Here is a 12527-nt window from a genome sequence, read left to right as displayed (position 1 = left end):
CCTTAGAGAACTGCTTTCGGGTAGGAACCCAGCACTTTGAGTGCCACTGCTTCCTGACTGATCTTTTCCAGCACACCTTTTACCAGCGGATCGCGGTGGTGGCCGACAAAGTCGATGAAGAACACGTAGGTCCATTTACCGCTGCGCGACGGACGGGTCTCGATTCGCGTCAGGTCGATGCCATTGTCGTGGAACGGCACCAGCAACTCGTGCAGAGCGCCCGGCTTGTTGCTCATCGAGACGATGATCGACGTCTTGTCGTCGCCAGTCGGCGGCACTTCCTGGTTGCCGATCATGAGGAAACGCGTGGAGTTGTCCGGGCGATCCTCGATCTTCTCGGCCAATCGGGTCAGCCCGTACAGGCCGGCCGCCATGTCGCCGGCAATCGCCGCCGAGTTCCACTCGCCCTTGACCCGCTTGGCCGCTTCGGCGTTGCTCGACACTGCCACGCGCTCGACATTCGGGTAATGGGCGTCCAGCCACTTGCGGCACTGGGCCAGGGACTGCGCATGGGAGTAGATGCGGCTGATGCTGTCGGTCTTGGTGTTTTCACCGACCAACAGGTGATGGTGAATACGCAGCTCGACTTCGCCGCAGATCACCATGTCGTGCTCGAGGAAGCTGTCGAGGGTGTGGTTGACCGCGCCTTCGGTGGAGTTCTCCACCGGCACCACGCCAAAATTCACCGCACCAGCCGCCACTTCACGGAACACTTCGTCGATCGCCGCCATCGGCTTGCTGATCACGGCGTGGCCAAAGTGTTTCATGGCCGCGGCTTGAGTGAAGGTACCTTCAGGGCCGAGGTAAGCCACTTTCAGCGGCTGCTCGAGGGCCAGGCACGAAGACATGATTTCGCGAAACAAACGCGCCATCTCCTCGTTGCCCAGCGGCCCCTGGTTGCGCTCCATGACACGCTTGAGCACCTGAGCTTCGCGCTCAGGACGATAGAACACCGGCACCTCGCCTTCGGCCAGCGAGGCCATCTTTACTCGCGCGACTTCCTGGGCGCAACGCGCACGTTCGCTGATCAGCTCCAGGACTTTTTCGTCCAGGGCATCAATGCGCAGGCGCAGTGCCTTGAGTTCTTGCTCAGACATTAGCCGTGTTCCTTCTCGAACTCTGCCATGTACGAAACCAGTGCGTTGACCGCAACGATGTCGACGGCGTTATAGATGGAGGCGCGCATGCCACCCACGGAGCGGTGACCCTTGAGGTTCAGCAGGCCACGCTCGTCGGCACCGGCCAGGAATGGCTTGTCCAGTCGGTCATCGGCCAGACGGAATGGCACGTTCATCCACGAGCGATCCGACTCCTTGATCGGGTTGCTGTACAGGCCGCTGGCGTCGATGAAGTCGTAGAGCGTGCGTTTTTTCACTTCGTTGAGCTTGCCGATGGCTTCGACACCACCCTGCTCTTTCAGCCACTCGAACACCAGGCCGGACAAATACCAGGCCAGGGTCGGCGGGGTGTTGTACATCGAACCGTTATCGGCCGCGACCTTGTAGTTGAGCATGGTCGGGCACAGGGAGCGAGCCTTGCCCAGCAGGTCTTCGCGCACGATGTTGACGACGATGCCGCTCGGGCCGATGTTTTTCTGCGCACCGGCGTAGATCATACCGAAACGCGAGACATCCACCGGACGCGACAGAATGTCCGAGGACATGTCGGCGACCAAAGGGACGTCACCCGTTTCCGGAATCCACTGGAATTCCAGGCCGCCGATGGTTTCGTTTGGCGCGTAGTGAACGTAGGCCGCGTCTTTCGACAGCTGCCATTCGTTCTGGCCAGGAATGGCGAAATAGTCGTAAGGCTTGGCGGTGCCGGCAACGTTGACGTGGCCGTAGCGCGATGCCTCTTCGATGGCTTTCTGCGACCAGATACCGGTGTCGATATAGTCGGCAGAGCCGTTTTCCGGCAACAGGTTCAGCGGAATCTGGGCAAATTGCTGGCTGGCGCCACCTTGCAAGAACAGCACTTTGTAGTTCGAAGGGATGTCCAGCAGATCACGCAGATCCTGCTCGGCCTTGGTGGCGATGGACACAAACTCATCACTGCGATGGCTCATTTCCATGACCGACAGACCCTTGCCGTGCCAGTCGAGGAGTTCACCCTGGGCGCGCTGCAGGACAGCTTCGGGAAGCGCCGCAGGACCGGCACAGAAGTTATAGGCTCTCTTGCTCACATCCAATCTCGCTCTGATTTGGTGGTATCTGCATTCAATCAATCACCGTAGGAGCGAGCCTGCTCGCGAAAAAACCGAGGACACCGCGGTTTATCATAAAACCCGCGTCATCGTTAACGTCCATCGCGAGCAAGCTCGCTCCTACAGGGGCCATCAATATTTTCAAAGGGACAAACAACAAGGGGGCGAATTTTCATCCGCCCCCTGTTTGCCCGATTATTCCTGTGGTTCTTCGTCAGCGGCGGCGTCGAGTTGCTGGTCCTCGCCAGCGTCGTCGATCACGACGTCACCGACAAACTCCTCACCATCTTCCCCTTCGAGATCTTCGCCCTCGACTTCCGATGGCTCCTGAACCCGCTCAAGGCCAACCAGGGTTTCATCCTTGGCCAGTTTGATCAGGGTCACGCCCTGGGTATTACGACCCAGGCTGGAGACTTCGTCGACGCGAGTACGAACCAGGGTGCCCTGGTCGGAAATCAGCATGATTTCCTCGCCGTCGAGCACCTGCACCGCACCGACCAGTCGGCCGTTCCGCTCGTTGCTGACCATGGCGATAACACCCTGGCCGCCACGCTTGTACTCAGGGAACTCGGTGATCGCCGTGCGTTTGCCGTAACCACGTTCGGAAGCGGTGAGGATCTCGCTGCCCTCTTCCGGGATCAACATGGAGATCAGTTTCTGCCCTTCCGGCAGACGCATGCCGCGCACACCGCGGGCGGTACGGCCCATGGCGCGAACGTCGGATTCCTTGAAGCGAGTCACCTTGCCGCCATCGGAGAACAGCATCACTTCGCGCTCGCCATCGGTGATGGCCGCGCTGATCAGCACGTCGCCTTCGTCCAGCTCCAGCGCGATCAGGCCAACGCTGCGTTGACGGCTGAAGGATTCCAGCGGGGTCTTCTTCACGGTGCCTTTGGCGGTCGCCATGAAGATGAAGTGACCCTCGGTGTACTCCTCGACCGGCAGCATGGTGGTGATGTACTCATCACTGTCCAGCGGCAGCAGGTTGACCAACGGACGACCACGGGCAGCGCGGGACGCTTCAGGGATTTCGTAGGTTTTGAGCCAGTACACCTTGCCCTTGCTGGAGAACAGCAGCAGCGTGGTATGGCTGTTGGCAACCAGCAGGTGAGCGATGTAGTCCTCATCCTTGACGCCGGTGGCCGACTTGCCCTTGCCGCCACGACGCTGTGCCTGGTAAGCAGCCAGCGGCTGGGTCTTGGCGTAGCCACCGTGGGAGATGGTCACGACGCGCTCTTCTTCCGGGATCATGTCACCCAGGGTCAGGTCGAGACGGGCATCGAGGATCTCGGTACGGCGCACGTCGCCGTATTCGGCGCGAATCACTTCCAGCTCTTCGCGGATCACTTCCATCAAGCGCGTGGCGCTGTTGAGGATGCGGATCAGCTCGCCGATCTGGTTGAGGATCTCTTGATACTCGGCCAGCAGCTTTTCGTGTTCCAGGCCGGTCAGGCGGTGCAGGCGCAGTTCCAGAATGGCTTGCGCCTGCTCTGGCGACAGGAAGTACTTGCCATCGCGTAGACCGTATTGCGGGTCGAGGTTTTCCGGACGGCACGAATCGGCGCCGGCACGCTCAACCATCGCCACCACGGCCGAGGATTCCCAAGGGGTGCTGACCAGCGCTTCCTTGGCTTCCGACGGCGTTGGCGACGCCTTGATCAGGGCGATGACCGGGTCGATGTTCGACAGGGCAACCGCTTGGCCTTCAAGGATGTGACCACGCTCACGCGCCTTGCGCAGTTCGAACACGGTACGACGGGTAACCACTTCGCGACGGTGGCGAACGAAGGCTTCCAGCAGGTCCTTGAGGTTCAGGATCCGCGGACGGCCATCGATCAGCGCAACGATGTTGATACCGAATACCGCTTGCAACTGGGTCTGGGCGTAGAGGTTGTTGAGGATCACCTCAGGCACTTCGCCGCGACGCAGCTCGATCACGACGCGCATACCGTCCTTGTCGGACTCGTCGCGCAGTTCGGTGATGCCTTCGAGCTTCTTCTCTTTTACCAGCTCGGCGATCTTCTCGATCAGGCGCGCCTTGTTCAGTTGGTAAGGGAGTTCGGTGATGACGATCTGCTGGCGGCCACCGACCTTGTCGATGTCTTCGATCATCGAGCGGGCGCGCATGTAGATGCGGCCGCGACCGGTGCGGTAGGCTTCGATGATGCCAGCACGACCGTTGATGATCGCGGCGGTCGGGAAGTCCGGGCCGGGAATGTATTGCATCAGCTCGTCGACGGTCAGTTCTGGATTGTCGATGAGCGCCAGGCAACCGTCGATGACTTCACCGAGGTTGTGCGGCGGAATGTTGGTCGCCATGCCCACGGCGATACCGCTGGAGCCGTTGACCAACAGGTTGGGAATACGGGTCGGCATGACCGCCGGGATCATTTCGGTGCCGTCGTAGTTCGGCACCCAGTCCACGGTTTCTTTATGCAGGTCGGCCAGCAGTTCGTGCGCCAGCTTGGTCATGCGCACTTCGGTGTATCGCATGGCTGCGGCGTTGTCGCCGTCCACCGAACCGAAGTTGCCCTGGCCGTCTACCAGCAGGTAGCGCAGGGAGAATGGCTGCGCCATCCGAACGATGGTGTCGTACACCGCGGTATCACCGTGCGGGTGATACTTACCGATCACGTCACCGACAACACGGGCAGATTTCTTGTACGGCTTGTTGAAGTCGTTGCCCAGCTCGCTCATCGCGAACAGCACACGCCGGTGCACGGGCTTCAAGCCATCGCGCGCATCCGGCAGTGCCCGCCCGACAATTACGCTCATCGCGTAGTCGAGGTAGGACTGCTTCAGCTCGTCTTCGATATTGACCGGGAGGATTTCTTTGGCCAGTTCGCCCATGAGAAGCCTGATTCCTTTTTCTGGTGAAACTTCGTCACATCCATATGGGACCAACGAAGCTCGCCGATACAGGCTGAGTGCCATGCATCGACTTACGACAAATCAACGAGTTATGCCATGGATCTGCGCAGTACGGGTCGCCACTTCGGGCAACCCTGGAAACCGCCGGATGTTATCACAAGAGCCGCCACGCACCTATCCCCCAGATGCGCATGGAGAGTAGTTAGTTGACCGATGACAGGCTTGAAAGGCACGAGAGAGGCTTAGAGCCGTGTTGAATGGTGAATTTGTGGGCGATTCTGCTTGATTTGCGGGCTTTAAGGGCCTCTTCGCGGGCAAGCCCGCTCCTACAGGTTTTGTGAACACCGTAAAACCCTGTAGGAGCGGGCTTGCCCGCGAAGGCGGTCTGGCAGGCAACCTGCGTCTGTTAATGCAGGCGCTTGCGGCACATCAACTGCGCCATTTTCGCGGTATCCGGACGTTCGACGATGCCTTTCTCGGTGACGATCGCGTCAATCAAGTCCGCCGGCGTGACGTCGAACACCGGGTTGAAGGCATCGACGTCAGCCCCGACGCGCTTGCCACCAACTTCCAGCAACTCCCGACCATCGCGCTCTTCAATCGGAATGTCATCGCCACTGGCCAGATTCATATCGATGGTCGAGCTAGGTGCTACCACCATGAAGCGCACGCCGTGGTGCATGGCATTGACCGCCAGTTGATAGGTGCCGATCTTGTTCGCCACATCGCCATTGGCGGTGATCCGGTCCGCACCGACGATGACCCAGGTTGGCCCTTTGGTCTTCATGATGTGCGCGGCGGCCGAGTCGGCGTTGACGGTGACAGGAATGCCCTCGTTGGCCAGTTCCCACGCCGTCAGGCGCGAGCCTTGCAGCCAGGGCCGGGTTTCGTCGGCGTAGACGCGCTCGACCATGCCTTCGAGGAACGCTGCACGAATCACCCCCAGCGCCGTGCCGAAGCCACCCGTGGCCAACGCACCGGTGTTGCAGTGGGTCAGGATTGCCTGGGCGTTGCCCTGATGCTTGCGGATCAGGTCGACACCCAACTGCGCCATGGTCAGGTTGGCTTCGCGATCACTCTCATGAATGGCGATGGCTTCGGCCTCCAACGCGACCAAGGGGTCTACGTTATCTTTCAGGCGATCCAGCCGGTCGTGCATGCGACCCAGCGCCCAGAACAGGTTGACCGCGGTCGGGCGGGAATCAGCCAGCAGCATGAAATCCTCTTCCAGCGCGGCGTACCAGTCGCCACCTTCGGCAATCCGGGCACGCGCCGCGAGCACGATGCCATATGCGGCACTGATGCCAATGGCCGGGGCACCGCGCACCACCATCGAGCGAATGGCCTCGGCCACACCCGCGGCACTGGTGTAGGCAATCCAGGTTTCCTCGAACGGCAAAACACGCTGATCCAGCAGATGGAGAGCGCCATCACGCCAATCGATGGCCTTTACCTTTTCCGCAGCCAACAGTCGATCGCGCATCCCACACCCCGCACTCATGTACAAAAGCCGCCGATTATAGCGATCCCCCCGCGAAGACGCTCGGGTATACTTCGCCATCCTTTACAAAAGCACTGGAACCGACCCTCGATGCCGAACACTGACGCTGCGCTCGACCTGTTATTGCTGCCGACCTGGCTGGTACCCGTCGAACCCGCTGGTGTTGTGCTCAAGGAACATGGCGTGGGCATCCGTGATGGACGCATCGTGTTTATCGGCCCACGTTCCGCCGCACTGAAGCTTAACGCAACCGAAATCCGCGAATTGCCCGACATGCTGCTCAGCCCCGGCCTGGTCAACGCCCATGGGCATGCGGCGATGACGCTGTTTCGCGGCCTGGCCGACGACCTGCCACTGATGACCTGGCTGGAGAACCACATCTGGCCCGCCGAAGCCAAGTGGGTCGACGAAGACTTCGTGCGCGACGGCACCGACCTGGCGATCGCCGAGCAGATCAAAGGCGGCATCACCTGCTTCTCCGACATGTACTTTTTCCCAAAGATTGCCAGCGAACGCGTGCACAACAGCGGCATCCGCGCACAGATCGCGATTCCGATCCTTGATTTCCCCATTCCGGGCGCCGTTTCGGCGGACGAAGCCATTCGTCAGGGCATCGAGCTGTTTGGCGACCTCAAGCACCACGAGCGCATCAAGATCACCTTCGGGCCGCATGCCCCCTACACCGTAGGCGACGAAAACCTGGAGAAAATCCGGGTGATCGCCGAGGAACTGGACGCCTCGATCCACATGCACGTGCATGAAACCGCCTTCGAAGTGCAGCAAGCGCTCGAACAGCGCGGCGAACGGCCCTTGGCCCGCCTGGCACGGCTGGGCCTGCTGGGCCCGCGCTTCCAGGCCGTTCACATGACGCAGATCAGCGATGAGGACCTGGCGTTGCTGGTAGAAAGCAACAGCAGTGTGATTCATTGCCCGGAGTCGAACCTGAAGCTGGCCAGCGGCTTCTGCCCGGTGGAACGCTTGTGGCAGGCCGGCGTCAACGTTGCGGTCGGCACCGATGGTGCGGCGAGCAACAATGACCTGGACCTGCTCGGCGAAACCCGGACCGCCGCCCTGCTGGCCAAGGCGGTCGCCGGCTCGGCCACCGCGCTGGACGCCCACCGCGCCTTGCGCATGGCCACGCTTAACGGCGCCCGCGCCTTGGGGATCGAGGCCGAGGTCGGCTCACTGGAAATCGGCAAGGCGGCGGACATGGTTGCGTTCGATCTTTCCGGCCTGGCCCAGCAGCCGGTCTACGACCCGGTTTCGCAGCTTATCTATGCCACTGGCCGGGACTGCGTGAAGCACCTGTGGGTCGCCGGCAAGCAACTGCTCGACGACCGTCGCCTGACTCGTCTAGATGAACAGCAGCTGAGCGCTACCGCCAAGGCGTGGGGCCAGCGCATCAACGGCCGCACCGAATCGTAAGCCCCCCCCGGACACAAACCGGGGCAACAGGATTTTCAAGTTTTAGAGGACTTAAAGCATGAGCAACGTCGACTACGCCGAAATCGCCAAATTCGAAGCCCTGGCCCATCGCTGGTGGGACCGCGAAAGCGAATTCAAGCCACTGCACGACATTAACCCGCTGCGGGTCAACTGGATTGACGAACGGGTCAACCTGGCTGGTAAAAAGGTCCTCGACGTCGGCTGCGGCGGCGGCATCCTCAGCGAAGCCATGGCCCAGCGCGGCGCGACCGTAACCGGTATCGACATGGGCGAAGCGCCGTTGGCAGTCGCCCAGTTGCACCAGCTGGAGTCGGGCGTCAACGTCGAGTACCGGCAGATCACCGCCGAAGCCCTGGCCGAGGAAATGCCGGAGCAATTCGACGTGGTCACCTGCCTGGAAATGCTTGAGCACGTGCCGGACCCATCGTCGGTCATCCGCGCCTGCTTCCGCATGGTCAAGCCTGGCGGCCAGGTGTTCTTCTCGACCATCAACCGCAATCCGAAGGCGTACCTGTTCGCCATCGTCGGCGCCGAATACATCATGAAGTTGCTGCCACGCGGCACCCACGACTTCAAGAAATTCATCCGCCCTTCGGAACTCGGCGCCTGGAGCCGCATGGCCGGTCTGACCGTCAAGGACATCATTGGCCTGACCTACAACCCGCTGACCAAGCACTACAAACTGGCCTCCGATGTGGACGTCAACTACATGATCCAGACCCTGCGCGAGGAGTAAGCCGATGCGTATCAGAGCAGTTCTTTTCGACATGGATGGCACCCTGCTCGACACCGCGCCGGATTTCATTGCGATCTGCCAGGCGATGCGTGCCGACCGCGGCTTGCCACCAATCAACGACAAACACATTCGCGACGAGATTTCCGGCGGTGCCCGGGCAATGGTCGCCGTGACCTTCGCCATGGACCCGGAATCCCCGGGCTTCGAGGAGCTGCGTCTGGAGTTCCTGGAGCGTTACCTCGTGGGTTGTGCGGTGCACAGCAAGCTGTTCGATGGCATGCCTGAACTGCTTGCCGACATCGAAAAAGCCAACCTGATCTGGGGCGTGGTCACCAACAAGCCACTGCGTTTTGCCGAGCCGATCATGCAACAGCTGGGGCTGGCCAAGCGTTCGGCACTGCTGATCTGCCCGGATCACGTGAAGAACAGCAAGCCGGACCCGGAGCCGCTGATCCTCGCCTGCAATATGCTCGGCCTTGATCCGGCCAGCGTCCTGTTCGTCGGCGATGACCTGCGCGATATCGAGTCGGGCCGCGATGCCGGCACCAAGACGGCGGCGGTGACTTTCGGCTATATCCACCCGGACGACAACCCGCGTCATTGGGGGGCGGACGTGGTCGTCGATCATCCGCTGGAGTTGCGCAAGGTGATCGATAACGCCCTCTGTAGCTGCTAAGCCCTTTTGTAGGAGCTGGCTTGCCAGCGAAGATGGCCGAAAGTTCGATGCAAAACTCAGGGGCCTCTTCGCTGGCAAGCCAGCGCTTACAAAAGCCGCGACATGCCTGTGTTCTGATTTGTTGAGGTTTTTTATGTTTGATTATTCCGCCCGCCCCGAACTGCTCAAGGACCGGGTCATTCTGGTCACCGGCGCCGGACGTGGCATCGGCGCCGCTGCGGCCAAGACCTATGCTGCACACGGCGCCACCGTGCTGCTGCTGGGCAAGACCGAAGCCAACCTGACGCAGGTCTACGACGAAATCGAAGCCGCTGGCCACCCACAACCGGCGGTCATCCCGTTCAACCTCGAAACCGCCCTGCCCCATCAATACGATGAGCTGGCGGCGATGATCGAGACCGAGTTCGGTCACCTCGACGGCTTGCTGCACAACGCCTCGATCATTGGTCCGCGCACGCCCATTGAGCAGCTGTCCGGCGAAAATTTCATGCGGGTCATGCACGTCAACGTCAACGCCATGTTCATGCTCACCAGTACTCTGCTGCCCCTGCTCAAGCTTTCGCAAGACGCTTCAGTGGTGTTCACCTCCAGCAGCGTTGGCCGCAAGGGTCGTGCGTACTGGGGCGCCTACGGCGTGTCCAAGTTCGCCACCGAAGGCTTGATGCAAACCCTGGCCGACGAAGTCGACACCGTGTCGGCGGTCCGCGCCAACAGCATCAACCCTGGCGCTACCCGCACCAGCATGCGCGCCCAGGCCTACCCGGGTGAAAACCCGCTGAACAATCCGACGCCCGAAGAGATCATGCCGGTCTACCTGTACCTGATGGGCCCGGACAGCACCGGCGTCAATGGACAGGCGTTCAACGCCCAGTAATGACCGTGCGTCGGCTTCTACTGCCGCGCCGACTTCTCGTCGCAGCAGTAGAAACCCACGAAATTGATGACAGTTATCTGTCAAGCAAACGTCACAGCATCACCACGCGCCGCGAAAACAATTTTCAACCATTTGATTTTATAGAGTTTTTATTCTGACGAACCGAATGGCACGACTTTCGCTCTAAGTTTGCTCAGACACGCAAAGTGAAGGCAGGCCGGGCGAAGCATGAGTGCAGAGGTTACTCATCTTCTTTAAAGCAGTTTAGACTTGTACAAAATGTCCTACGGGACTGACGGACCAGTACGACGCGCAGCCCTAGCCGCTCTCACCCTGCTTGTAAGACAGCCTTACTGCTTAGGGGCGCACGCCTTATGAAACCACCTTCCCAGACCAACGCAATTGACTTCGATAGCGCCAAATTGCAGCGCCTGGGCTTTAGTCAGCAGCCGCTTCTACTGGAAAGGCCCGTCAGCCTCGCGCAATTGCGCCATCAAATGAACCTGCAGCTGCAAACCAGTCTTGAGCCACAACGCATTCTCGGCACGTTCTACCGCGAGATTCAGCGTCTGGTACCGTTGGACGCCTTGGTCTATCGGCACCAGAGCAGCGACCTGCGTCTGGAGTTCGGCCAACGCGGCCATCACTCCATCAGTTACAGCCTCAGCCACGAAGGCGAGCATCTGGGCGAGCTGATTTTCCGCCGCAATCAGCGCTTCAGTGAACAGGAACAGGGCAACCTCGAGTCGCTTTTGGCTTCGCTACTTTTCCCGATGCGCAATGCCCTGCTTTACCGTGCCGCCACCCAGAGCGCCCTGCGCGACCCGCTGACGGACACCGGCAACCGCATCGCCATGGACCAGACCCTGCAGAGGGAAATCGAGCTGTGCCGACGCCACATGCAACCGTTGTCGGTGCTGATGCTGGACATCGATCATTTCAAGCAAGTCAATGATACCCATGGTCACAGCACGGGCGATGACGTGCTCAAGTCTGTCGCCGCCGTGATCAAAAGCCAGCTGCGCAACGTGGACATGGTGTTCCGCTATGGCGGCGAAGAGTTCCTGGTGCTGTTGTCGAACACCACCCGCGAGGCCGCCGCCATGGTCGGAGAACGCCTGCGGTTCGCGGCGCAGTCAGAAGAGTTCCTGGCCGATGGTCATTCGATCATACTGACGGTCAGCCTCGGTTGCTCGACTTTGCTGCCCGGTGAATCGGCAGATAGCCTGTTGCGCCGGGCTGACAGCGCACTGTACGTGGCCAAGCGCGAAGGACGTAACCGGCTGGAGATGGCCGGTTGATTTTCAGCTACAACACAGACCAATGTGGGAGCGAGCCTGCTCGCGAATGGGATCTGACCTTCAACGATGATGTTGATTGACAGTCCGTATTCGCGAGCAGGCTCGCTCCCACAGTTGTTTTTCAGGCAGCGATTGAATCAGCCTTCGGCCAGCGCCATCCGCTCACGTGCCGCTGGTGCCTTCTCCGCGTGTTCCAGCTGCATGCAGCGCTCCAGAAACAGATACATGTAGTCGTAGCTCTTGCACACGGCCTGGCGTAATTCCATCTGCAGGGATTTGCTCGGGTTCATGCCCGCCAGGGTACAGATGATTTCCAGCGCTTCCCAGGGATGGGCATCGTCGTACTGCGCATGCATCTTCAACCACTTCATCGCCCGCTTGCGATCTTCCTCGGGGAACGACGCAGCGTAGACCCCGTTGGAACAGACGACCGCCGACCACTCTCCGGTCGCCCCTTCAATGGCGTAGTTGGTGGCGGCAATCGCGACGATCAACGAATCGGCGGAACTGGTGTGCCAGCACCAATGGCTCAAGGCGTGCAGCTCAGGGGCCACTTGCTGCGCTTGCAGGTCTTCGAGGCTGACACCGTGCGCGCAGCTCCAGTTTACCCAGTAGTCGGCATGGTTCAGTTCGACGCGAATGTTGCGCATGAGCCAGCGACGGGCCATGTCTTCGCCGGGGTGACGGGCAAAACGGGTCTTGGTCAGGTTTTGTGCCATATACAACGCGAACTGTTCGACCACCGGCCATCCACCGATCAGGTATTGGCGCATGGTCTTCGCACTGAGCTTGTTGTCTCGCATGCGTTGGTACAGTTCGTGTTCGACAACCCGGCGCTTGCTCTCGCTGCAGTCCTGGATCAGACGCTGGGTCCAGGCAGGGTAACTGGCAGCTTCCATGAGCGGTCCGGTTCGGTTGA

10 protein-coding genes are annotated in these 12527 nt (G+C 60.3%); 5 read left to right on the top strand and 5 right to left on the bottom strand.

Annotated elements, in window-relative coordinates:
• Positions 1-2: 2 nt before the first annotated feature.
• The 4 genes from pheA to mtnA form a co-directional block, all read right to left on the bottom strand.
• Positions 3-1097 (bottom strand): prephenate dehydratase, encoded by a 1095-nt coding sequence (gene pheA, locus J1D76_RS03610; RefSeq protein WP_007939916.1) that lies wholly within the window; start codon positions 1095-1097, stop codon positions 3-5.
• Positions 1097-2182 (bottom strand): 3-phosphoserine/phosphohydroxythreonine transaminase, encoded by a 1086-nt coding sequence (gene serC, locus J1D76_RS03605; RefSeq protein WP_421137064.1) that lies wholly within the window; start codon positions 2180-2182, stop codon positions 1097-1099. Before serC ends, pheA begins: the two co-directional genes overlap by 1 nt.
• 216 nt (positions 2183-2398) lie before the next feature.
• Positions 2399-5053: a DNA gyrase subunit A gene (gyrA, locus tag J1D76_RS03600; protein WP_421137063.1), complete on the bottom strand. Its 2655-nt coding sequence runs from the start codon at positions 5051-5053 to the stop codon at positions 2399-2401.
• Between the two features lie 427 nt (positions 5054-5480).
• Positions 5481-6557, bottom strand: a complete 1077-nt coding sequence (mtnA, locus tag J1D76_RS03595) for an S-methyl-5-thioribose-1-phosphate isomerase (RefSeq protein WP_421137062.1) — start codon at positions 6555-6557, stop codon at positions 5481-5483.
• Positions 6558-6665: 108 nt separating this feature from the next.
• On the opposite strand from mtnA, the gene J1D76_RS03590 reads away from it, so the two are divergent.
• The 5 genes from J1D76_RS03590 (at position 6666) to J1D76_RS03570 (ending at position 11608) form a co-directional block, all read left to right on the top strand.
• Entirely contained in the window at positions 6666-8000 is a 1335-nt protein-coding gene (locus tag J1D76_RS03590; protein ID WP_421137061.1) for a TRZ/ATZ family hydrolase, read from the top strand.
• Positions 8001-8058: 58 nt separating this feature from the next.
• The gene (gene ubiG, locus J1D76_RS03585) at positions 8059-8757 is read left to right on the top strand and encodes a bifunctional 2-polyprenyl-6-hydroxyphenol methylase/3-demethylubiquinol 3-O-methyltransferase UbiG (protein ID WP_008065228.1); all 699 of its coding nucleotides are present in this window, start codon (positions 8059-8061) and stop codon (positions 8755-8757) included.
• Positions 8758-8761: 4 nt separating this feature from the next.
• Positions 8762-9433 (top strand): N-acetylmuramic acid 6-phosphate phosphatase MupP, encoded by a 672-nt coding sequence (mupP, locus tag J1D76_RS03580; protein ID WP_421137060.1) that lies wholly within the window; start codon positions 8762-8764, stop codon positions 9431-9433.
• A gap of 133 nt (positions 9434-9566) precedes the next feature.
• Positions 9567-10307: a YciK family oxidoreductase gene (locus J1D76_RS03575; protein ID WP_421137059.1), complete on the top strand. Its 741-nt coding sequence runs from the start codon at positions 9567-9569 to the stop codon at positions 10305-10307.
• A gap of 374 nt (positions 10308-10681) precedes the next feature.
• Positions 10682-11608, top strand: a complete 927-nt coding sequence (locus J1D76_RS03570; RefSeq protein WP_421137058.1) for a GGDEF domain-containing protein — start codon at positions 10682-10684, stop codon at positions 11606-11608.
• A gap of 137 nt (positions 11609-11745) precedes the next feature.
• Here J1D76_RS03570 and J1D76_RS03565 read toward each other — a convergent pair whose 3' ends face one another.
• Positions 11746-12507: a TenA family transcriptional regulator gene (locus J1D76_RS03565; protein ID WP_421137057.1), complete on the bottom strand. Its 762-nt coding sequence runs from the start codon at positions 12505-12507 to the stop codon at positions 11746-11748.
• Positions 12508-12527: the final 20 nt, after the last annotated feature.

It is taken from the genome of Pseudomonas sp. NFX15 (genome assembly GCF_049132105.1).
In the GTDB taxonomy this organism is placed as follows: Bacteria; Pseudomonadota; Gammaproteobacteria; order Pseudomonadales; family Pseudomonadaceae; genus Aquipseudomonas.
Note: the sequence above shows the minus strand (reverse complement) of the source record. Positions and strands in the feature narration are given on the sequence as shown.